This is a genomic window from Enterococcus sp. DIV1411a (assembly GCF_050531945.1).
GTDB lineage: Bacteria > Bacillota > Bacilli > Lactobacillales > Enterococcaceae > Enterococcus_B > Enterococcus_B faecium.
In genome coordinates this window covers 2034492-2056742 of sequence record NZ_CP172892.1, presented here as the reverse complement: position 1 = coordinate 2056742, position 22251 = coordinate 2034492, and the positions used below count along the sequence as shown (strand labels likewise).

The following is a 22251-nucleotide window of genomic DNA, read 5'->3' as shown; positions in this document are numbered from 1 at the left end:
AACCTTGATTTTTGCTTGAATAAACCTTGCAGACTCGTTATGATATATGTACGTACAAATAAAAAGGGGCAAGGCAAATGGCAAAATATCAAGATATTGCAGAAGAGATAAAACAAAAGATCCTTCGTGAGGAATACGAAGTAAATACAACCATTCCCTCAGAATTCAAGCTGCAAGAAATATATGACGTCAGCAGACATACGATTCGGCAAGCAATCGCTGTGTTGGTAAATGAGGGCTATCTGCGTAAAGAAAAAGGGTCGGGCACATATGTAGATGACAGCTATAAGATAGAAAAAACACCATTGAACAGAACAAAAACGATCGGTGTCATCACCACATATCTCTCTGATTATATTTTTCCGTCGATTATCCGAGGAATCGAAAATGAATTACGAGAGTCTGGGTATTCATTGCTTTTAGCCAGTACGAATAACGATCACGAATTGGAAAAAGAGTGTTTGAAGAAAATGATTGCTTATGGGGTAGATGGTTTGATCGTTGAGCCTACGAAAAGTAATCAGTATAACCCAAACTTAGCACTTTATGTTGCTTTGAGAGAACAAGGCATTCCGATGGTGATGATCAATGCTGCTTATGAAGAGTTAAATGCCTCTTATATTTGTTTAGATGATGTGAAAGTCGGTTTTATGGCAGCAGAATATTTGATAAAAAAAGGACATCAGCGTCTGTTGTTCATCACAAAAATCGACGATCTTCAAGGAAAATACAGGATGAAAGGTTTTATCAGCGCGTGTGAACAGTATAATGTGCGTTTTTTGACGGAAGATATCATTACTTTCACCACGGAAACACGAGAAACAATCGCTGAAAAAACAGTACAACGGTTGAAAGAAGAACAAGCTTTAGATGGCATCATTTGCTATAACGACCAAATAGCTAGTTTATTGCTAGATAAGCTGACAGAAAATGGCTATCAAATTCCAGATGATCTATCCATCGTAGGAACAGACGATTCTTCTTTAAGCCATTTAGGAAATAAAAAATTGACAACATTGACACATCCAAAAGAAAAGTTGGGACAAGATGCCGCACGGTGGATCGTCACAACGATTGAAAAAGGACAGGCACAGCCGAATATTCTTTATGAACCTGTACTAGTTGAACGGGAAACAGTGAAAGAAAACGAAAAATAAGAGACGGGTTTTTACCGCCTCTTATTGCTCCTACGGTTACTCGTCGCAATGTTTGTGAGAGCTTTTGTCATCGCTCAAGGCTGAACGTTTCTTTCACCACCTCTCCACTAAACGGTGTTCTCCTACCAACTGGTCACAAGTCACAATATTCATCAAACATGAGAAGCTGTTTTTTGAAATTGTTCCTTGTGACTGGAGCTGAACGGCAGGCTCACAACCTCTTCCTTAAACGGTGTTCAAAAGCTTGCATCTGCGGTAATAAGCCTAACCAAACGAAAAATAGGAGGTTTGGATGTTCTTATTACTTGATGCAGGACAGCTTTTTCACAACCTCTGATTCACGGTGTTCCAGAAGTAGCTTCTTCGAAAATAAGCTGAAATTCCACAAAAATTTAAGAAGCAATTTTCGTAAATTCCTTCTTATTTCTTGAAGCTGACCACTTCTGTCACAACCTCTTTAAGAATGATGGATAGAAATACGGTTAGGATAAGTTTTTTTAGATGCACTTTGTTCGATTTCCTCTAAAGATTTCCCACGAGTTTCTGGTACGATCTCTTGAATAAATAAAACCCCTAAAAAGCAGATGATCCCAAAAATACCGAAAACGATTTCTTGAGACATAGAAGCAGTCATCACAGGAAAAAGCAAGCCGACTAGGAAAGAACCAATCCAATTAAAAGAAGAGGCCAGGCCAGATGCTCGCCCGCGGACAGCTAGTGGGAATATTTCGCCTACGATTACCCATGTCAGTGGAGCCCATGTGCAAGAATAAAATGCGACATAAATACATAAAAACAAGAGAATCAACAACGAATTTGTATGAGCATCCAGTACAGTTCCTAAAACAGCTGGTAGGATGAAAGAAAGTCCCATCACGCTACCGCCTATTTTCAATAAAGTTCGCCGATTGAACTTGTCTGCAATAACCAAAAAGAGCAAAGAACCAGCAACTAAAATGATTCCTTGGATGATCGGCCACATCAATGCATCGCTCGCTGCATGCCCAGTCGCTTTTTCTACGATCAGCGGAATATAGTAAAAAATAGCATTAGCTCCTTGAAATTGCTGGAATACTGCTACACCAATACCGGCAATGACTAAGGAACGATATTTTTCTAAAAACAAAGTATGCCAAGAAGTTCCGGTTGTCTTTTCTTGTTTGACATTCAGCTGGATTTGTTCGAATTCCTGTTCAGCTTCTTTTGGTGTCCGAATATAGTTCAATACTCTTTTTGCCTCTTCCAAGCGGCCAGATTGCATAAGAAAACGCGGTGACTCTGGTAGAGCTAAAACACCGAAAAATAAAATCAGCGCGGGGACAGCAGCGAGTCCTAACATCACGCGCCAAGCCATCGTTTCAGGCAACCCTTTTAGCAAATAATCTGCAACATAGGAAAGGAGCATGCCAGAAGCAATCATCACTTGATTGATCCCTGACAATCTTCCCCTTAGTCTAGCAGGAGCCATTTCAGACATATAAGCAGGAACTAGGGCAGATGCAGCGCCAACAGCTAAACCTAGAAGAATCCTTGCTGCAATCAGAAAATAAGAACCATTGTGAGGGGCAGATGCAGAAAGGACAGAACCAGCCATAAAAATAAGTGCAGAAAGAAGAATCATTTTTCGTCGTCCAAGCTTATCAGAAAGAAGACCAGATAAAGAGCCGCCAAGGATCGCACCTAACATGACCGAAGACGTGATCCATCCTATCAAAGAAGCTTTACCTGCCAAACCCCAATCATGCTGTAAAAAAGGTAAGGCGCCGGTCATAACACCAATATCATATCCAAATAGAATGCTGCCAAATGCGCCAAAAAAATAAATAAACGATGAGGAAACTTTTTTTTCTTTTTTCATAAGTATTCTCTCCTTCTAGAATTTCGAGAAGGCGGTTGATCAGATTTTGTAAGCAATTTCATTTTATAACTTATGTACGTACAAAACAAGTGTTTTTTATTGTATTCTTATAAATAACCGCTTGACATGTACGTACAAAAGTATACAATAATCATTGTAAGCGCTGCTAAAAAGACGGTTTGATCAGGTTTGACGAGAAGGAGGGAGTTAAATCATTATGAAGGAAGTAAATGCGCAAAGTATGTTAGATGTCATAGATGGTCGTACATCTTTAGGGATTGAGTTTGGATCAACTAGGATCAAAGCTGTATTGATTGATTCATCTTTTACTCCTATTGCCGCTGGTAGTTATGAGTGGGAAAACAAACTAGAAAATGGTATCTGGACCTATTCATTAGAAGATATTTGGAAAGGACTGCGCGTCAGTTACCGAAAAATGGCAGCAGAAGTATTCGAAATCTATGGCGAGAATCTTACGACAATCGGGTCGATTGGGTTCAGTGCAATGATGCACGGTTATCTAGCATTTGATAGCAAGGAACAGTTACTAGTACCATTTCGTACTTGGCGAAATACAATCACTGAAGAAGCAGAACGAATATTAACGGAAAAATTTCAATACAATATTCCGCAGAGATGGAGTATCGCTCATTTGTATCAATCTATTTTGAATAAAGAAGAACATGTGAAAGAAATTAATTTTTTGACAACGCTTGCAGGCTATGTCCATTGGCAGCTTACTGGTGAGAAAGTACTAGGCGTAGGAGATGCATCAGGCATGTTTCCTATCGATCCTTCAACGAAAACCTACCATCAAGAAATGAAAAATATTTTTGGTCAGTTAGTCGAAAAAGCGCACGTAGCGATTGACTTGGATCACATTTTGCCTAAAGTTCTAGTAGCAGGAGAAGAAGCTGGCAAGTTAAGCGAATCAGGGGCTTATCTGATCGACCCTACGGGAAATTTGAGACCAGGAATCCCGGTTTGTCCGCCAGAAGGGGATGCAGGAACCGGTATGGTCGCTACGAACAGTGTAGCCAAACGGACAGGGAACATTTCGGCTGGTACTTCCGCCTTCGCTATGATCGTATTAGAAAAAGAACTAGAAAATGTCCATCCGGAAATCGACATGGTCACTACACCTTCAGGAGAACTAGTAGGCATGGTTCATACGAATAACTGCTCTTCGGATATCAATGCTTGGGTCAGTATTTTTGAAGAATTTACCAATTCTTTGGGTATGGAGATAAGCAGAGATAAATTATTCACGGTATTGTTCAACAAAGCGCTAGAAGGCGATACGGATTGCGGGGGATTACTTTCTTATGGTTATTTTTCTGGAGAAAACATTACAGGAGTAAATGAAGGAAGGCCATTATTTGTACGTACACCAGGTAGCCGTTTTGATTTAGCGAATTTCATGCGGATCCATTTAGCCAGTGCTTTTGGTGCAATGAGAATCGGAATGGATATATTGAAATCTGAGAATGTCCAAATTGATCGTTTAGTGGGGCATGGGGGGATTTTTAAAACACCAGAAGTTGGACAGCGGATTCTAGCATCTGCTATGGAGGCACCAGTTACAGTGATGGACACAGCCGGAGAAGGTGGAGCGTGGGGAATCGCGTTATTAGCAGCCTATATGATGGATCGACATGGGAAGTCTTTAGAAAACTTCTTGGCAGAAGACGTGTTTGGACAAGACCAAGGAATCACCATCACACCTTCAGCAGAAGAAATAGCAGGCTATCAGATATTTATGAGACGTTACCGTGAGGGGATCGACATTGAAAAAACAGCGATTCATCAATTGCAAGAAAAAGGAGTGATAGAAAATGCTGGAACAACTGAAAGAAGAAGTGTATCAAGCAAATCTTGACTTGCCTAAACATGGACTCGTCAAATATACATGGGGAAATGTGAGCGCTTTTGATCCTGAAACACGATATTTCGTTATCAAACCTAGTGGAGTCAGTTATGAAGAGATGACAGCAGACGACATGGTCGTTGTGGACTTGGACAATCATATCATTGAAGGTAAACTCAATCCCTCTTCGGATACGCCTACTCATGCTGTTTTATATCGTTCATTTCCTCAAATCGGAGGAATCGTCCATACTCACTCGACATGGGCGACGATCTGGGCACAAGCAGGATTGGATGTTCCTGCGATGGGGACGACGCATGCAGATACTTTTTATGGATCGGTACCTTGTGCTCGATTTTTGACACAACAGGAAATCGACAGCGGGTACGAATATGAAACAGGAAAAGTTATCATAGAAACATTCAAAGAACGCAAAATTGATCCCTTAGCAATTCCAGGGGTACTTTTACACGGACACGGTCCATTTACTTGGGGGAAAGATGCGCAAAGTGCGGTAATGAACGCAGTCGTACTAGATGAAGTATGCAAGATGAATTTATTTACCAGACAGCTCAATTCATTTTCAGAAGAGCTGCCTCAACGGATTTTAGATAAACATTATTTACGAAAACACGGAAAAAATGCGTATTACGGACAAAACAAATAAAAGGAGTGGCTAATTATGTTGAATATTGGAGAAAAAGAATTTTGGTTTGTTGTAGGATCACAGCATTTATATGGGGAAGAAGCACTGCGAGAAGTAAAGAAACATGCACAAGAAATGGTCGATGAACTGAATGAAAATGGCCAATTGCCTTATCCAATCCGCCTTCAAGAATTAGCAGTTACTGCTGATACGATCACAAAAATCATGAAAGAGGTCAATTATCGAGAAGAAGTAGCAGGTGTGATCACTTGGATGCATACTTTCTCACCAGCAAAAATGTGGATCCGCGGGACAAAGCTTCTACAAAAACCATTGCTTCATTTAGCTACTCAGTATAACGAAAGCATTCCTTGGAAAACAATCGATATGGATTTCATGAATTTAAATCAATCCGCTCATGGCGACCGCGAATATGGGTTCATCAATGCTCGATTAAATAAACAAAATAAAATCGTTGTTGGCTACTGGAAACGACCTGAGATCCAAAAAGAGATTGCTGATTGGATGGATGTTGCAGTAGCCTATAATGAAAGTTTTGGAATAAAAGTGGCTCGTTTTGGTGACAACATGAGAAACGTGGGTGTCACAGAAGGAGACAAAGTGGAAGCACAGATTCAATTTGGTTGGACTGTTGATTATTTTGGTATCGGAGATCTTGTACAAGTAATCGATCGCGTATCAGACGAAGAAGTCAATCAATTATTTGAAGAATACAAGGAATTGTATACCTTCGACTATGGTGATTATGAAGAAAAGACATGGGAGGAACATGTAAAAGTACAAGCTCAGCAGGAAATCGGTATTCGCCGTTTCTTAGAAGAAGGAGGCTATAACGCTTTTACGACTAATTTTGAAGACCTGTATGGAATGAAACAACTACCTGGACTAGCTGTACAACGTTTGATGGCAGAAGGATACGGTTTTGCCGGGGAAGGCGACTGGAAAACTGCAGCGATTGATCGGTTGCTGAAAATCATGGCTCGAGGGAAAGATACAGGATTCATGGAAGATTATACTTACGAGCTAGCTAGTGGCCAAGAAGCAATCTTGGAATCCCATATGATGGAAGTAGATCCGACGCTTGCTGCGACGAAACCAAGAATCGTTGTTTCTCCTTTATCAATGGGAGATAGAGAAGATCCGGCGCGTCTTGTATTTGATGGGAAAGCAGGAGAAGGGGTAGTCGTATCGATGGCAGATTTCGGTACGCATTATAAACTGCTGATCAATGAAGTAGAAGCCTTTGAACCAACGACTGAAGCACCTAATTTACCTGTTGCACGTGTGTTATGGAAAACTAAACCGAATTTCCATGAAGGTGTTCATTCATGGATTCAGGCAGGTGGCGGTCATCATACCGTTGTCTCGCTAAATCTAACAACAGATCAAATTGAAACGTGGGCAAAATTAGTTGAGTTGGAAACAGTGGTTATTAGATAAAAAGAGGTTGTGAAAAAGCCGCTTAGTTTTAAGAAATAAGAAGAGATTGACGAAATTTGCTTTTCAACTTTTTTGAAATTTAGTCTTATTATCAATGTCAGCTAACGGAACACCATTTATCAAGATATCTCACCCTCAATATTTTGCTCTCGAAAATAAGGCTTATGGCAGTAACTTGTCATAGCCTTATTTTTATCACTAAGCCTACTCTGCTCTAACTGCTCTTTTTGCTTCTAGGAAGTCAAATGGTAAACAGTTGTCTAATTGCAGAAATTTCGAGATACTTGTTAGTAAGGAGGGGGTTTTATGTATCACGTTCATTTGATTGATGCTATTCCAGAACAAGAGATAGAAAAGTTACAAGGGGAATATTTCAAAATAATAGATGATTTGCCAGCCGAAGGAATAGTTATTCGTAGTACGAAAGTGAAAGATGAATGGCTTACACCAGATTTGCTAGCAATTTCAAGAGCTGGTGTTGGGGTGAACACGATCAACGTTGAAAAAGCTTCTGAAAACGGGACGATCGTCATGAATACACCAGGTGTAAATGCTAATGCAGTAAAAGAGCTTGTTTTGTGCTGTTTGCTCTTATCTTCCCGTCCGATAATCGAAGCAAGTCGTATGGTACAAACACTAACAGGTCCTAATATTTTAGAACAGGCAGAAAACAAAAGAAGTGCTTATGTGGGACGAGAATTGCAAGGTAAAACCATCGGTCTTCTTGGTCTTGGAGCGATAGGCACAAAAGTAGCGCTAAGTTGCTATAGCTTAGGGATGGATGTCTTGGGTTATTCTATCCGCGATGCCCAGTTGGATTATGTTCGGCAAGCAGATTTAGAAACAGTTCTTTCTACCTCGGATTACATCGTAGTCATGCTGCCGTTGACAGAAGATACAAAAGGATTGATCGATCAGGCGAATATAGAAAAAATGAAAAAAGATGCTGTACTTATCAATGTAGGAAGAAGTGAAATTGTTGATAAATATGCTGTTATGCAAGCATTGGAAAAACAACATCTGGCTAAATACGTGACTGATTTTCCAGAAGAAGAGTTCTTAGAAAATGACCGTATACTTATGTTGCCTCATCTAGGGGGATCGACTCAGGAAGCTTTGGCAGACAGCGGACGTTTGGCAGTTGAAGCCTTAAAAGATTATCTTTTGTTCGGTACGGTTAGAGAAGCGGTCAATTATCCATCCGCACGAATGTTTTTCCAAGCGCCGTTTCGATTCACTATATTTTATCAAAAGAAAACCAATATATTAGCAGAGATATTTTCTCTGCTGAATGAGAACGAGCTAGCGATCGCAGATATATCGCGTAACCATAAGAATGAGCATGTCTACATATTGATTGACATAGACAGTACTGATTTTGAACAGCTCAATCAAGTGAAACAACAGCTAGAAAAAATTTCTGGAGTACGAAAGGTCCGCTTATTAAAGAAACCAGAAAGGCCATAAAGAAAGAGAATATTTGGATTTCATTAATTCTTCTTTCCGTTCTTTACTTTCGAATTTCGTACAACTAAAATAAGAGAAGCAACATTCTTTTATTGATAGAAATGAAGGAGCAAGCATTTGAAAAGATATATAAGCAGACTTTCGACCAAACAGAAAAAGATTTTAAAAGGAACAGCAGCAATCATCAGTATCTTTTTTCTTGTTGTTTTTAGTAATTTATTTTTGCAGTGGTGTCAAAATGATCTATCCGTAGACCTTGCGTTGAAATTTGCTTTTTCTTGGCATACGGAAAAATTCTTCTTAGCCTGTCTCGTCTTGCTGATCATTCTTATTTTTCTGATTGCACTAGCAGGATCTGTCCCTTTAGGTTCCCTTACGTATGTCGTAGCCATCGGTGTATTAGGTTTTGCAAATTATATGAAAATGAGTTATCGGCAAGAACCGATTTATCCAGACGATTTGAAGATGATCACTGAAATCGGATTGCTGAAAGATATGACCGGCACTATGCTGTTTATAGTGATCTTAGCTGCCGCAGGAACCGTGCTAGGATTGTTTTGCTGGTACATGTTTCGAAGCCTGAAAAAAGGAAGGCGATTCCAATTGATCCGATTAACGACACTGCTTGTGGCAATTGGACTGCTAGGGTATATCAGTAATTTCAACAATCCCGATAATTTGTTGCGAAAAGCATATAATAAAACGGCGCTATGGATACCTTACAGCCAGAAAATGAACTACTATAACACTGGTTTTATCGGTGGGTTTTTGTACAATCTGAAGGTAGAACCAATGGATGAACCTGAAGGATATTCGAAAGAAAAGATCAAAGAAATCACTGAAAAATACCAGAAGCTAGCCGATGAAAAAAATAAAACTGTAGAGGAAGAGTCGCCGAACATCGTGTTCGTGATGAGTGAAAGTTTCTCAGATCCTAGTCGATTAAACGGCGTAGAAGTATCTGGTGAGCCATTGGCAGATTATTATGAAGTAGCTGATCAAACATATAGTGGCAATATGCTTTCTCAAAACTATGGCGGTGGAACAGCAAATATCGAATTTGAAGCATTGACTGGTTTTTCTATGGCGTTATTTAATGCGCAACTCACCACCCCTTACACGATGCTTGTACCAAAAATGGATCAGCTTCCTTCTATCGTTTCAGCGTTAAACGCACAATCATACCAGACGACAGCGATCCATCCATACAATACTTCGATGTATAAAAGAGAGGATGTTTATCAGACATTAGGATTTGACCAGTTCATCAGCGAGCGTACGATGACCTATACGGATACGATAGAGAATAATCCATATATTTCTGATGAGTCAGCTTACAAAGAAGTAATGACACTTCTCAAGGAAGAAAAAACACCTCAGTTCATTCATTTAGTCACGATGCAGACACATATGCCTTACAATGGAAAGTATGATAGACTGGGCTATTCTGCAGAAATTTCAGATGGAAGTGGGACACTTGACTTAGAGAATTATCTGCAAGATATTTCCTATAGCAGCACGGCACTGAAGCAGTTCACGGAAGAATTGAAGAATCTTTCTAGAAGGACTTTAGTTGTTTTTTGGGGGGATCATCTGCCAGGGATCTATTCAGATACCATCCAAGCCAAAAATGATAAACAAACATTGCATGAAACACAATTCTTGATGTTTGACAGCAAAGGGAAATTAGAAAAGCAAACGACTCAAGATGCAATCACCAGTCCGTTTTATTTTGCAGCGAATCTAATGGAACAGACGAATCAGACAACAAATGGCTTTTATCAGCTGCTTTTATCATTAGAACAGGAACTTCCGGCGTTTGAACGAGAACTGTACTATCAAAACGGACAGTGGTATAAAGAAGCGCAATTCAATCGCTCGCAACAAGAGATTTACGACGAATATCAATTGATCCAATATGACATTGTCGCAGGGAAACAATATAGTTTAGCAGATGGTTTCTTTGAGCACGAATAAGAATGGCGAGCTGTATAGAAACCATTAAATTTTTTCAAGTACTTGTCATTTGAGGATAAAAACAAGTAGAATAAATAATAACAACAATGGAGAAAGTAGGAAAACGAACATGTTACCGAATATTGGCTATTATGTGCAGTCCATCGATCAAATCGTCAAGGAAACAGAAGCAATCGGAGAAGGAATGCATCCGAAATATGAAGTGATCAGAAACGCAATCGATGAAGGAAAAACAAGTGACCTGGACAAATCGACTCTTGAAGAGATCATCCTGTTATTTGAAGAAGGAACAAAAAAATATCGGGCAATGCTCAAGAAAGTCAGTACATTGCGCCCACCAGCAAAAGCAATGGGCATTCATAAAAATTTTGAAAAAGCTTATCTTTCATATGTAGCAGGCTGTGAAGAAATGATCCAAAGTATCGATCTTGAATCAGGGGTAGATGAAGATCTATTCAATACATCTGAAGCAAAACAAGACCAAGCGACAGACCAATTGACAGCTGCCATCCAAAAAATGACTAATTTGTTGTTGAAAAAATAAAAGAAATCTTTGATAACAATAAAAACTAGAGTTATCTAATATAAATGTAATATTACCTTTATGATAGAGTGATCAAAATCCTTTATGATAATGATATACCTATAACCAACAACAACCTTGTACTTACTCAAAATCGAGTAAATACTCCTTTTCCGTCGAGTCTAACCATCTCGGCGGTTTTTTATTTGTAGAAAAGAACATCAGGATAGACGGAAAAGTCTTGTCCTGATGTTCTTTTCAGATAGTATGGAAAGCTGATTAGTTTTCTACATTCTGTACATATTGTTCAAAGTAGTTCTGTAAATCGGCTTTGAGTTTCTGATATTCCTCTTCGCTATACTCTTTATCTTCGATTTTCCCATCAAAGAAAGGAATATTTAGTTCTTCCCGTAGTCTGTCTAATACGTCTTGCTGATTCATTTCATTCTCCTTTTCTTACTAACGATCAAAATAAACACAGACACATTCTGGTGCATAGACATCTTTTTTCAGTAATTCCAGTAATCCTGTTTCAGGATGACGGCGATATAATGTCAGATTATCGGTATTCTGATTGGCACACACGACAAAATTATTGCTTGGATCTAGTGCGAAATCGCGGGGAAAATCCCCTTCTGTTGAGATGATTTGCTTGTTTTGAATGTGGGAACCATCTTCAAAAACTGCGAATACAGCAATCGAGTTATGTCCTCGGTTAGAAGCATAAAGGAACTTGCCATCATTTGAAATGCGGATAGCTGCCCCTCCATTTTCACCGTCGAATTCTTCTGGCAAGGTCGATATTTTCTGTAATTCTTCAAAAGCACCTGTTTCTTTATTATAAGAAAGCACGCGGACTGTGCTGTCTAATTCACCAAATAAATAAGCGAATTGTCCATTTGGATGAAAGACAAGATGGCGAGGGCCTGTTCCTGGCTCTGCAGTGAAGGTAGTTACAAGATTCAATTTGCCGTTTTCGGACACATCATAAGTATACACACGATCTGTACCAAGATCACATACGACTAATCGTTGGTCAGGAGTCAGATCCGTATAGTGGACATGCGCATGATCTTGGTTTTTATGAGGACCTGTCGCTTCTTGATGGAATATTGAATCTGCTGCTTTCAGTTCGCCATCTCCTAATATATGGTAGACATTTACTTCACCTTTATGATAGTTCGCCCCGTATAGTAATTGACGTGCTTCATCAACCGCTACATAACACAAAGGAGCGCCAGACTCTGTTACCGCATTCAAAAAATGAAAATCCTTATCGTACGCACCGGCACCACCTAATCCATCCACACTAGTAACTGTGTAAAGATTGCCAGCTTTACTTTTTGCTACATAGGTAGGGCTATTTTCTTCAACAGCTAATGAAAGGTTGGCTAATTCTTCTTTTTCTGTATCAAGGTCGATCGTATAGATTCCTTTACTTTCGCGACGCGTATAGGTTCCTAAAATTATCTTTTCGATCATATGAGCTGATTCCTCCTAATTGTAATGAAATAGTTTTCGTTTTTATTCTATCACATAATTATTCCACACGGCTAAAGAATGAGAATGTGTTATACTGTTTTTGAAAGCAATTAAAGGAGAGAGTGCAATGATTCAGGCAAAGATTACAGAAATTGGGACAGAAGCAATAAACAAGGAAGAACCCATGCTGATTTTGTTCGATAAAACAGCAACAGCTGCCTTACGAAAATATTCGGTGATTCAAGAAGTATCAAAAGACGAACCTTTTTCTTTGAAAGCAGGCGGAACAATTGCTTTTGATGATCAGGTATATACGATCGATTATGTCGGTCCGATGGCCAATGGGAATTTAGAGACAGTAGCTCACGTATCATTGATTTTTGATGCTTGTCCAGAAGAAGGACAAATTGCAAATGGAATCTATCTTCATCCGCATAGACTGCCTGCTATTGGTTTGGGAAGCCAAATTTTTTATAACTAACAGGAGGAATTATGGAAGGAAAAAATAAGAAGAACAGACCGGTGTCGTGGTTTTGGCGCTGGTTTTTAAATAATCAAGTAGTCACAGCCTTACTTGTTGTATTGTTAATATTGCTGATCGTCTTTTTATTTACAAAAGTTTCATATTTGTTTGCACCAATCTGGCAATTTTTAGCAATCGTAGGTCTGCCTATCATTTTAGCAGGAATCTTGTATTACTTGATGAATCCGGTAGTTGATTACTTTGAAAAGCGAAAAGTACCAAGGCTTTACAGTATCATTGGGCTGTTTGTTTTGGTTGTTGCACTAATCGCATGGGGGAGCGTAGTGATCATCCCTAAGATTCAGGAACAAACAGTAAGCTTCATCAGTAACTTCCCTCAATATGTAGATACGATTGATAATAAATTAACCGAGATTTTGCGGGACCCGCTGTTCAACCAATTTCGCGAACAGTTGGAAACAGCAGGTGATAAGTTCATGAATTCGGCAGGCGATATGATCCAAGATATATCTAAGAGTACAGTTCAGAGTCTTGGAAGTTTTGTCGGCGCGGTAGCGACTATTTTAGTGGCTCTGCTGACGATGCCGTTTATCTTATTTTATCTATTGAAAGACGGTAAACAATTAGCACCTTATTTTGTCAAATTTTTACCGACACGCATGCAAAAACCGACGTTGAATGTGCTGAGTGAAATGAATAGTCAAGTTTCTTCTTATATAAGAGGACAACTAACTGTGGCTTTTGCTGTGGCAATCATGTTTATGATCGGTTTTGCGGTCATTGGTTTAGAGTATGCTGTCACGTTGGGGATTATTGCGGGTTTTTTGAACCTGATCCCTTACTTAGGATCATTTTTAGCGATGATTCCGGCTATCTTTTTAGCCATTGTAGCAGGTCCATTCATGATCATCAAAGTACTGATCGTTTTTGCAGTAGAGCAGACAATAGAAGGACGCTTGATCTCTCCATTAGTACTAGGGAATCAGTTAGCAATCCATCCAGTAACGATTTTATTAGTTCTGCTGACTTCTGGGAAATTGTTCGGAATCATCGGTGTGATCTTGGGGATTCCTGTTTATGCAGCAGCTAAAGTAGTGATTACTCATGTTTTTGAATGGTACACAACAATCTCTTCTCTTTATGAAGAAAATCCGTTGAAAAAGCAGAAAGAATAACAAAAAGAGACAGATGGGAAAATATCCAAGGCACAATGCTGCTTTGAAGATTTTTTCCTCTGTCTCTTTTGTATGCATTTATCTCAATTTTTAAAATGATTTACCTAAAGCAGCAGCTTTATCTAATGCATTTTGCATCAACTCATCTGCACGGTCAGGGTCATAATCGATTCCTTCGATGAATAGCTGATCTACTTGATCGATGCCTACAAAGTTTAAAATACCTTTTACATATTGAGAGGCAAAGTCTTGTCCGTTGTATACACCGCCATTAGATTGGATGTGCAGTGCTTTTTTACCTGTCACTAATCCTTCTGGCCCGTTTTCTGTATAGCGGAACGTTTTTCCAGCTACATTGACGGTATCGAACCAAGCTTTTAATTTTGTTGGGATATTTAGATTCCATAAGGCGTTTGCGATAACGATTTTATCAGCAGCAAGGAACTGATCAGTCAATTCATTGAAACGAGCAATTTTTTGTTGTTGACTTTCTGATAAGGAAGTGAATTCTGCACCAGCACGTAATGCTTCCCAACCTGATAATAATTCTTCATCGATTTCCGGAATATCATCGCGATAAAGTTCCAAAACAGTCACTTCATCATCTGGATGATTTTCTTTATAACTTGTTAAAAAAGACGTCAATGCCTTAACTGTGCGCGATTCTTCTGCAGTTAGGGGATGACCTTTGACTACTAAAACAGATGCCATATGCTTACCTTCTCCTTTTATTGCTATGATTGTTATAACTATGACTAACAAAATCAGTTTACTCGAAAAAGAAAAGGCTATCAAGTCATATTGATAAGGTTGAAGAATAAATAACTAAAAAAAGACAGGATATAAAAGAGGTTGTGACACGATTTTTGTCACAGCCTCTTTTGAATCTAGCAAGCAATGTTCAAGCAACGCTTGACTGAAGAGCTTCCATCCCGCCAATGATATAAACAGCACGAAATCCGCTAGCAGTAAGTTGATCGGCTAATGCTTCTGATCGTCTGCCTGTGTAGCTTAGAATATAATAAAGTTTTTTTGGATCTAGATTTTTTAATTGTCTTGGCAAGATAGCAGCGGGGATAGAAAGCGAGTGGCTTAAGTGGTTTTTTGTGTAATCTAAGGTATTTCTTGTATCTAAAACGATGCTGTCAGCATCGAGCGGCAATTTATTGAAGTCTTGGACACTAATTGATTGGGCCATTTATCTCATCCTTTGTTTAGTATGTGGCTATTTTAATGGGCAACTCTCATTAATTCAAATGGAAGGATTCCTCTTATCACTTTTTTAATGTATCGGATAATAATGAAAAAAACTATGCAAATGTCTTGCAAAACAGGTGGGAGGTGTTATAATGACACAGCGTCATATGACAATGTGTCATCTTGAAAGAAAGGAGGATCCATATGCCGACACAGACATTTTTCCATTTGCCTAAAGAAAAACAAAAAAGACTAATCGAGGCTGCGAGAATCGAGTTTTCTAGAGTACCTTTGAAAGAAGCCTCGATTGCTAATATCGTCAAATTAGCGGATATCCCTAGAGGCAGTTTCTATCAGTATTTTGAAGATAAAGAGGATCTTTATTTTTATTACTTTGAGACAATGAGACGTGACAGCTCTAAAGATATGTTACAACTAATGAAAGAATCCGATGGTGATCTATTCAAAGGATTCGAATCCTATTTTTCTAAAATGATTTATGAGATTTTGGAAGGCGAGAATGCTTCTTTTTATCGTAACTTGTTTATGAACATGGATTACCGTGCCTCAAGAAAAGTCGCTCCTCATACGAGTCGCCAAAAAACGCCTCACGATCCACATAAAGAACACAAACAAGATGCAAAAGAGTTGCTTGAATTGATTGATCGGACGAAGCTGAAAGTAAAAAATGATCATGAATTGGAATTACTGATCCAATTAGTGATGAATACTGTATTTACAACAATTGCGCATTCGTATCGCTTATTTTCAACATCTGAAGATTACTCAGTAGAGCAAGCAATCAGTGAATTCAATTTGAAACTTTCTTGGCTGAAAAACGGAGTATATAAATAGAAAGAAGGGAACTAGATGCTAAAAATCGTAAAACGGATCTCCTTGACTTCAGCAATTGCAGCTGCAGTTTTCATGGTGATCCAAGTACTGGCAGATTTATATTTGCCGACACTTACCTCCAATATTATTGATAAAGGGGTAGCGCAAGGAGATGTCGATTATATTTGGCATACAGGTTTTGTGATGATCGGCTTTTCTTTGATCAGTATCTTAGCTGCTATCGCAAATACATTTTTTGCTACTCGTGAATCACAGAAACTGGGTAAGCAATTGCGTACGGATGTCTATAAAAAATCAGAGAGTCTGACAAAAGATGCGTTTGATAAATATGGAACGGCCTCTTTGATCACAAGAACGACCAATGATGTGACTCAAATCCAAATGGTCACACAAATGTTTTTACGTATGATGATCAATGCACCAATCACGTTGATTGGCGCAAGCATACTTGCTTATCAAAAAGATCATCAGTTGACAAAAATCTTCTTAGTCGTCATTCCAGTAATGATTATTTTGATTGGCGGAATCATGTATTTTGCTGTTCCATTATTCAAAAGCATGCAAAAGAAAACTGACCGTTTAAACCTGGTATTTCGAGAAGGATTGACAGGGGTCAGAGTGATTCGAGCATTCGATAAGACACGCTTTGAAGAAAATCGTTTTGATTTAGCGAATAAAGATTATACAAATACGGCAATCAAAGTTAATACGATCGTCGCATTGATGATGCCGATGATGACATTGATCATGAGCGGTACAAACGTAGCAATCACTTGGTTTGGTGGACACTACATAGCAGATATGACTTTGGAAGTCGGTAATCTGATTGCATTTATGACTTATGCGATGCAGATCTTGATCAGCTTTATGATGCTTTCCGCTATTTTTATCATGGTGCCTCGTGCACAAGCTTCAGCTGACCGTATTAATGAAGTGTTGGATGAAAAAATCGGTATCCATGACCCTGAAAATCCTAAAACAGTTTCTTTTGCTGGAAAAAACGCAACATTGGCCTTCAATCATGTCAATTATCGATATCATGGAGCAGAAAAACTTGCATTGGAAGATATTGATTTCCAAGCCAAGTCGGGCGAGATCGTCGCAATCATAGGGGGGACTGGTTCAGGTAAAACGACCTTAGTCAATTTGATCCCTCGATTATATGACATCGAATCTGGTTCGATCCAAATAAATGGAACGGACATTAGTGACATGACTCAATATAATTTGCGAGAATTAATGGGCTTTGTTCCTCAAAAAGCAGTTCTGTTCTCTGGAACGATCCGAGACAATATGCAGTATGGTAAGCCGGACGCAACAGATGAAATGATTTGGAAAGCATTAGAAATCGCACAAGCTAAAGATTTTGTTTCAGAGATGGAAGATGGCTTAGATAGCCATGTGGAACAAGGAGGAGGAAACTTCTCTGGTGGACAAAGACAGCGTCTGGCAATTGCACGGGCATTAGTCAAAACAGCAGATATCTATGTGTTTGATGATTCCTTCTCAGCGTTGGATTTCAAAACGGATGCCAATCTTCGCCAAGCATTGAAAACGAATATGAAAGAAAGTATCACCGTTTTAGTTGCTCAACGAGTAAGTACAGTAATGGATGCAGATATGATCCTTGTGCTAGATGAAGGAAAACTGGTTGGCAAAGGAACACATGAAGAACTATTAGCAACAAACGAAACTTATCAAGAAATCGTTCATTCACAACTAAGAGAGGAGGACTTAGCATGAGTAAAACAAACACACGTCCCTCTCATGGACCAGCAGGCGGTCCAGGACATGGTGGACCTGGCAGAAATCTCGGTGTAAAAGGTGAAAAGCCTAAAAATTTCTGGGGAACGGTACGCCGATTGTTTGGCTATATGTCTAAACGTATGGTTGCGATCATCGCTGTATTTGTACTAGCAATAGCAGCCGTGATCTTCCAAATCCAAACACCAAAGGTCTTGGGGAAAGCAACCACAGAAATATTCAAAGGTGTAATGGCTGGCGCTCAACAGATGCAACAAGGCCAACAAGTAACAAAATTTCCGATAGACTTTGATAAAATCGCGCAGATCATTGCGACAGTAATCGTGATGTATTTGATTTCTGCTGTATTCAACTTTTTACAGCAATTTATTATGACACGTGTTTCCCAACGAACAGTTTATGAATTACGTCATGATTTGGAAGCCAAAATGAATCGTGTACCGATTTCTTATTATGATACACATACAAATGGGGATATCATGTCTCGAGCAATCAATGATATGGATAACATCGCAAGCACGCTGCAGCAAAATTTGACTCAATTTGTAACTAGTGCAGTCACATTGATTGGGGTCATCGTGATGATGCTTTCAATCAGCTGGCAATTGATGTTAGTCGCGTTATTGATGATCCCTTTAAGCTTGATCATCGTGATGATCGTAGCGCCGAAATCACAAGTGTTTTTCGCAGATCAGCAAAAAAGTTTAGGTTTATTGAATAACCAAGTAGAAGAAACATATGGTGGTCATACCATTGTTAAAACATTCAATCATACTGAAAAAGACCAGGAAGTATTTGAAAAAGAAAATCAGAATCTGTATGCCGCTGGTTGGAAAGCTCAATTTATTTCGGCAATCATCATGCCGTTGATGAATTTCGTTAAAAATCTAGGCTATGTGTTCGTCGCTGTACTAGGCGGAGTAAAAGTTGCAAATGGGAACATGACATTAGGGGATGTTCAAGCGTTCTTGCAATATACAACACAGTTCTCTCAACCAATCACTCAACTTGCAAGTTTGATGAACACTATCCAATCAACAGTTGCTTCAGCCGAACGGGTATTTGAAGTGTTGGATGAAGAAGAGATGTCCAATGAAAAATCTGGCCTTCCAGAAGAAAAAGATACACCATACAAAGTTCGTTTTGAAAATGTTCAATTCGGCTACACACCAGATAACTTGCTAATGACTGATTTTAACTTGGATGTCAAACCTGGTGAGATGGTCGCTATTGTAGGTCCGACTGGTGCAGGGAAGACGACACTGATCAACCTTCTTGAACGGTTCTACGATGTTTCTGGAGGTAGTATTCGTTACGATGGTGTAGATACCCGTGATCTTTCACGTGATGAATTGCGCGCACAGTTTTCAATGGTACTGCAAGATACTTGGCTGTTTACAGGAAGTATCTATGACAATATCAAATATGGGAACGACGATGCAACAGACGAACAAATCATTGAGGCTGCTAAAGCTGCTCACGTAGACGATTTTGTTCGTAAATTGCCAGAAGGATATAACACTGTATTAAACGAGGATGCAAGCAATATTTCGCAAGGGCAGCGTCAGCTAATCACAATTGCGCGGGCATTCTTAGCAAATCCGGATGTCCTGATCCTTGATGAAGCAACATCTAGTGTAGATACACGAACAGAAATACTGATTCAAAAAGCGATGAACCGCCTATTGGAAAACCGGACAAGTTTCGTTGTTGCTCACCGCTTGTCTACAATACGCGATGCAGACAACATTATTGTGATGAATCATGGTTCGATCGTAGAAACAGGAAACCACGATACATTGATGGAAAAAGACGGATTCTATGCAGATCTTTATAACAGTCAGTTTTCTGAAGAAGAAGCTTCATAGAATAGTACAAATTTATTATTTTTTTTAGGGGCTGTGACAAAAGTCGTGTCACAGTCCCTTTTTCCGAATAAACGGTGTTCAATCAGCTGTCCTTCGGTATTAGCTCAAAAAACGGCAAAATATGAGGAGCTATTTTTGTTTGGCTGTTCTTATTACTTGATGCAGAACAGCTTTTTCACAACCTCTTTTTATAAGAGTTTTTACTCATTAATTTACAAAAAACAAGCAAAATGCGAATTTTCTCACATTTTTTTTAACAAAATCAAAGTTATTGCTTGAAAGAAGAAGAATCCATCGTTAAAATAAAGCTTGACGTAGAGGGGAGCAAGAAATATGAAAGATTTTCAATTGGGGGCTGCCACCTATTTAAAAAGTGTAGCCATTCGGGTGAAAGACCGAGATAAAATGATTGATTTTTACAAGAACGTTGTTGGCTTTGATTTGAAAAGCGAAGAAAACGAATTAGCCATTTTAGGAACAGAAGAAGCTGGAAGTGAAATGTTGCTGCTGGAAGAAAGTCCTAGAGCGAATGATCACATGGGGGAGATCAAAAAGCTGAACCGTTTTTCATTGATTATCCCTAGCACAGAAGAAATGGCAGATATCCTTTGTCGTATCCGTAAAATGAATTATCCAATCAAAGAAGCTTTAGAAGATCATGGACGTATGGGGATTTTGCTCGTAGACCCAGAAGAGAATGAATTGGAAATTTACCATGAAGAGAATAAGAACGACCAAAGAGAAATTCCGGAAACAATGGATCAAGAAGCATTATTAAGAAAATCTGAAGAAAAATTCAGTAAACTATCAACAGGTTCTTATTTTGAAAAAATCCATTTAAATGTTACTAACTTAACAAAAGAACGTCAATTTCTTAATCATGTACTTGGTTTGAAGGTACATAATGAAGAAGAGGGCATCCATGTATTGAATGAAGGAGATTTCCATGTTGGTTTGACAGAAGCTAGCGGAGGCGCAATTGATTTGCCTACAGATGAAGTGATTGGACTTGATTTTCTGAAATTCATGATCGATACTGAAAGCATGGAAGGACTGATTGCTCACTTGCAGCAACTATCAGTTGATTTCTTCTTAGACAAAAAGCACACAGTACTCACAATCTATGATGCTATAGGAATCGAATGGTGGTTCGTCAGTGAGCCAAAAGAAAAGAATAAAACTGACATTCGATGCGACGCTTAACTTTTTCTTTCTTAACGATTGTCGCATGTCTCGTCATTTTATGAACGGTCATACTATCGCTTATTCTAGAGATAGAAAGAGAAAATAGTATACCGGAGGAAACTGCGCGGTTTTTCGCGCAGTTTTTTTGTGTAAAAAAGGTTGATTCCTCATAGATTAAGCTTTAAGCTTGGACTGTAAGAATCTGATAGAAAAGCAGGAGAAAAAGATGTATCCACACACGAAACAGCTTATTTTGAAAAAGATGGAAGAAGGATTTTATCCAGGTGTAGCAGTTGCCTTCATAAAAGAAAATCAAGTAGAAACATTTACAGCCGGCTTTGCCCAAGTCGTTCCTGAAAAGCAGCTGATGACAGAAGATCTGTTGTTTGATGCAGCCTCACTGACGAAAGTCGTTGCAACCACTTCATTAGTTTTGCGTCTATTAGAAGATGGAAAGATAGAACTCGATCAACCGCTTCATAAATATCTTCCTGAATTTGAAAATCAGACAATCACTTTGCGTCATTTACTGACACATACTTCTGATATCAAAACATGGATACCAAACAGAGATAAGCTATCTCAGGAAGAATTGATCGCCGCTTATTTGAAGCTAGAACCAGGTGAGCAACTAGGAAAAGAAGTAAAATATACAGATGCCGGAACGATTCTTCTTGGATTGATGCTGGAAAAAATTTACCAAGAAACTGCAGTGGAAATCTTTCAAGAACAAGTATTGGAACCATTAGGAATGATGAACAGCTTATTTCTTCCTTTTCCTTCCAAAAAAATCGTTCCCACAGAACAACTGCCTTCGGGTGAAGTTTTGCGTGGACAAACGCATGATCCAAAAGCGAGGGTTTTGGCTGAACATGCAGGTAACGCGGGTCTCTTTATTGATTTGAAAGACAGCATTACTTTTGTCCAAATGTATTTGAACAAGGGAAAAATCCGTAATGGTCGGTTTTTAGAAGAAGAAACGATTGATTCTTTACTGCAAGATCAAACACCGAAAAAAAATGGCTATCGTTCTCTAGGGTGGGATTTAAAAAAAGATGTAGAAGACGGTCATGCGATTCTTTTTCATACTGGTTATACAGGTACGTTTTTCTTGATTGATATAAAAACACAAGAAGCGTTGATATTTTTGTCAAATCGCGTACATCCTGTCGATCATCGTGCGGAGTATCTCATATGTCGAGATGAAATTGTTGAAAACTTTTTGAAAGAGAAAGCGGTATTACCGAAATAATGCTATAATAGCTATGAAAAATGAGAGGAGTTT

Annotated in this window: 20 protein-coding genes; 14 read left to right on the top strand and 6 right to left on the bottom strand. The window is 38.9% G+C overall.

The window, feature by feature from the left end:
• The first annotated feature begins 77 nt into the window (after nt 1-77).
• A complete protein-coding gene (locus IGJ87_RS09960) occupies nt 78-1157 on the top strand; it encodes a GntR family transcriptional regulator (protein ID WP_002297695.1) in 1080 nt (359 codons plus the stop codon).
• A gap of 457 nt (nt 1158-1614) precedes the next feature.
• Here IGJ87_RS09960 and IGJ87_RS09955 read toward each other — a convergent pair whose 3' ends face one another.
• A complete protein-coding gene (locus IGJ87_RS09955) occupies nt 1615-3015 on the bottom strand; it encodes a sugar porter family MFS transporter (RefSeq protein WP_430609320.1) in 1401 nt (466 codons plus the stop codon).
• A 217-nt stretch (nt 3016-3232) separates the two neighbouring features.
• On the opposite strand from IGJ87_RS09955, the gene IGJ87_RS09950 reads away from it, so the two are divergent.
• The 4 genes from IGJ87_RS09950 to IGJ87_RS09935 all read left to right on the top strand — a co-directional run bounded on the left by IGJ87_RS09950 (nt 3233) and on the right by IGJ87_RS09935 (nt 8456).
• Nucleotides 3233-4894 (top strand): xylulokinase, encoded by a 1662-nt coding sequence (locus tag IGJ87_RS09950; protein ID WP_002338660.1) that lies wholly within the window; start codon nt 3233-3235, stop codon nt 4892-4894.
• Nucleotides 4851-5549, top strand: coding sequence for an L-ribulose-5-phosphate 4-epimerase (locus IGJ87_RS09945; RefSeq protein WP_002287284.1), 699 nt, complete (start codon nt 4851-4853; stop codon nt 5547-5549). Before IGJ87_RS09950 ends, IGJ87_RS09945 begins: the two co-directional genes overlap by 44 nt.
• Before the next feature lie 15 nt (nt 5550-5564).
• Complete coding sequence (gene araA / locus IGJ87_RS09940) at nt 5565-6989, top strand: L-arabinose isomerase (protein WP_002297697.1); 1425 nt, start codon at nt 5565-5567, stop codon at nt 6987-6989.
• A 306-nt stretch (nt 6990-7295) separates the two neighbouring features.
• Complete coding sequence (locus IGJ87_RS09935; protein WP_002297699.1) at nt 7296-8456, top strand: NAD(P)-dependent oxidoreductase; 1161 nt, start codon at nt 7296-7298, stop codon at nt 8454-8456.
• Here the strand turns inward: IGJ87_RS09935 and IGJ87_RS09930 are convergent.
• On the bottom strand, nt 8433-8573 hold the full coding sequence (locus IGJ87_RS09930) for a hypothetical protein (RefSeq protein ID WP_002321042.1): 141 nt from the start codon (nt 8571-8573) through the stop codon (nt 8433-8435). The genes IGJ87_RS09935 and IGJ87_RS09930 overlap by 24 nt on opposite strands.
• On the opposite strand from IGJ87_RS09930, the gene IGJ87_RS09925 reads away from it, so the two are divergent.
• Nucleotides 8574-10433 (top strand): LTA synthase family protein, encoded by a 1860-nt coding sequence (locus IGJ87_RS09925; protein ID WP_002338663.1) that lies wholly within the window; start codon nt 8574-8576, stop codon nt 10431-10433.
• Nucleotides 10434-10542: 109 nt separating this feature from the next.
• Complete coding sequence (locus IGJ87_RS09920; RefSeq protein ID WP_002297703.1) at nt 10543-10977, top strand: hypothetical protein; 435 nt, start codon at nt 10543-10545, stop codon at nt 10975-10977.
• 258 nt (nt 10978-11235) lie between these two features.
• Here the strand turns inward: IGJ87_RS09920 and IGJ87_RS09915 are convergent, their stop codons facing one another.
• Together IGJ87_RS09915 and IGJ87_RS09910 are read right to left on the bottom strand one after the other, a co-directional pair.
• Entirely contained in the window at nt 11236-11397 is a 162-nt protein-coding gene (locus IGJ87_RS09915; protein ID WP_002287277.1) for a hypothetical protein, read from the bottom strand.
• Nucleotides 11398-11415: 18 nt separating this feature from the next.
• Nucleotides 11416-12438: a lactonase family protein gene (locus IGJ87_RS09910; RefSeq protein ID WP_002307191.1), complete on the bottom strand. Its 1023-nt coding sequence runs from the start codon at nt 12436-12438 to the stop codon at nt 11416-11418.
• A gap of 127 nt (nt 12439-12565) precedes the next feature.
• Here IGJ87_RS09910 and IGJ87_RS09905 point away from each other — a divergent pair, with 127 nt between their 5' ends.
• Entirely contained in the window at nt 12566-12919 is a 354-nt protein-coding gene (locus tag IGJ87_RS09905; protein ID WP_002294113.1) for a PTS glucitol/sorbitol transporter subunit IIA, read from the top strand.
• 11 nt (nt 12920-12930) lie between these two features.
• A complete protein-coding gene (locus tag IGJ87_RS09900; protein WP_002287273.1) occupies nt 12931-14097 on the top strand; it encodes an AI-2E family transporter in 1167 nt (388 codons plus the stop codon).
• A gap of 90 nt (nt 14098-14187) precedes the next feature.
• On the opposite strand, the gene IGJ87_RS09895 is transcribed toward IGJ87_RS09900, so the two are convergent.
• Nucleotides 14188-14808 carry an NAD(P)H-dependent oxidoreductase gene (locus IGJ87_RS09895; RefSeq protein WP_002287272.1) on the bottom strand — a complete coding sequence of 207 codons (621 nt, stop codon included), beginning with the start codon at nt 14806-14808 and terminating at the stop codon, nt 14188-14190.
• Nucleotides 14809-14998: 190 nt separating this feature from the next.
• Nucleotides 14999-15295 carry a rhodanese-like domain-containing protein gene (locus IGJ87_RS09890; protein WP_002297707.1) on the bottom strand — a complete coding sequence of 99 codons (297 nt, stop codon included), beginning with the start codon at nt 15293-15295 and terminating at the stop codon, nt 14999-15001.
• A gap of 203 nt (nt 15296-15498) precedes the next feature.
• Between IGJ87_RS09890 and IGJ87_RS09885 the strand changes: the two genes are divergently transcribed.
• From IGJ87_RS09885 to IGJ87_RS09865, 5 genes are all read left to right on the top strand, one after another.
• Nucleotides 15499-16149: a TetR/AcrR family transcriptional regulator gene (locus IGJ87_RS09885; RefSeq protein WP_002287269.1), complete on the top strand. Its 651-nt coding sequence runs from the start codon at nt 15499-15501 to the stop codon at nt 16147-16149.
• 15 nt (nt 16150-16164) lie between these two features.
• Nucleotides 16165-17892, top strand: a complete 1728-nt coding sequence (locus IGJ87_RS09880; protein WP_002287267.1) for an ABC transporter ATP-binding protein — start codon at nt 16165-16167, stop codon at nt 17890-17892.
• Nucleotides 17889-19781 carry an ABC transporter ATP-binding protein gene (locus tag IGJ87_RS09875; protein WP_089030482.1) on the top strand — a complete coding sequence of 631 codons (1893 nt, stop codon included), beginning with the start codon at nt 17889-17891 and terminating at the stop codon, nt 19779-19781. The genes IGJ87_RS09880 and IGJ87_RS09875 overlap by 4 nt, the downstream gene beginning before the upstream one ends.
• A 333-nt stretch (nt 19782-20114) precedes the next feature.
• Entirely contained in the window at nt 20115-20984 is an 870-nt protein-coding gene (locus IGJ87_RS09870) for a VOC family protein (RefSeq protein WP_089030481.1), read from the top strand.
• A 208-nt stretch (nt 20985-21192) separates the two neighbouring features.
• Nucleotides 21193-22218 (top strand): serine hydrolase domain-containing protein, encoded by a 1026-nt coding sequence (locus IGJ87_RS09865; protein WP_002338665.1) that lies wholly within the window; start codon nt 21193-21195, stop codon nt 22216-22218.
• Nucleotides 22219-22251 lie beyond the last annotated feature (33 nt).

Bases quoted from the DNA above. Each gene is read 5' to 3' on its own strand.
- IGJ87_RS09920 (WP_002297703.1), top strand. From the start codon at position 10,543: ATGTTACCGAATATTGGCTATTATGTGCAGTCCATCGATCAAATCGTC.
- IGJ87_RS09880 (WP_002287267.1), top strand. From the start codon at position 16,165: ATGCTAAAAATCGTAAAACGGATCTCCTTGACTTCAGCAATTGCAGCT.
- IGJ87_RS09875 (WP_089030482.1), top strand. From the start codon at position 17,889: ATGAGTAAAACAAACACACGTCCCTCTCATGGACCAGCAGGCGGTCCA.
- IGJ87_RS09910 (WP_002307191.1), bottom strand. From the start codon at position 12,438: ATGATCGAAAAGATAATTTTAGGAACCTATACGCGTCGCGAAAGTAAA.
- IGJ87_RS09945 (WP_002287284.1), top strand. From the start codon at position 4,851: ATGCTGGAACAACTGAAAGAAGAAGTGTATCAAGCAAATCTTGACTTG.
- IGJ87_RS09935 (WP_002297699.1), top strand. From the start codon at position 7,296: ATGTATCACGTTCATTTGATTGATGCTATTCCAGAACAAGAGATAGAA.
- araA (WP_002297697.1), top strand. From the start codon at position 5,565: ATGTTGAATATTGGAGAAAAAGAATTTTGGTTTGTTGTAGGATCACAG.
- IGJ87_RS09900 (WP_002287273.1), top strand. From the start codon at position 12,931: ATGGAAGGAAAAAATAAGAAGAACAGACCGGTGTCGTGGTTTTGGCGC.
- IGJ87_RS09915 (WP_002287277.1), bottom strand. From the start codon at position 11,397: ATGAATCAGCAAGACGTATTAGACAGACTACGGGAAGAACTAAATATT.
- IGJ87_RS09895 (WP_002287272.1), bottom strand. From the start codon at position 14,808: ATGGCATCTGTTTTAGTAGTCAAAGGTCATCCCCTAACTGCAGAAGAA.
- IGJ87_RS09960 (WP_002297695.1), top strand. From the start codon at position 78: ATGGCAAAATATCAAGATATTGCAGAAGAGATAAAACAAAAGATCCTT.
- IGJ87_RS09905 (WP_002294113.1), top strand. From the start codon at position 12,566: ATGATTCAGGCAAAGATTACAGAAATTGGGACAGAAGCAATAAACAAG.
- IGJ87_RS09885 (WP_002287269.1), top strand. From the start codon at position 15,499: ATGCCGACACAGACATTTTTCCATTTGCCTAAAGAAAAACAAAAAAGA.
- IGJ87_RS09870 (WP_089030481.1), top strand. From the start codon at position 20,115: ATGAAAGATTTTCAATTGGGGGCTGCCACCTATTTAAAAAGTGTAGCC.
- IGJ87_RS09890 (WP_002297707.1), bottom strand. From the start codon at position 15,295: ATGGCCCAATCAATTAGTGTCCAAGACTTCAATAAATTGCCGCTCGAT.
- IGJ87_RS09865 (WP_002338665.1), top strand. From the start codon at position 21,193: ATGTATCCACACACGAAACAGCTTATTTTGAAAAAGATGGAAGAAGGA.
- IGJ87_RS09955 (WP_430609320.1), bottom strand. From the start codon at position 3,015: ATGAAAAAAGAAAAAAAAGTTTCCTCATCGTTTATTTATTTTTTTGGC.
- IGJ87_RS09930 (WP_002321042.1), bottom strand. From the start codon at position 8,573: ATGCTTGCTCCTTCATTTCTATCAATAAAAGAATGTTGCTTCTCTTAT.
- IGJ87_RS09950 (WP_002338660.1), top strand. From the start codon at position 3,233: ATGAAGGAAGTAAATGCGCAAAGTATGTTAGATGTCATAGATGGTCGT.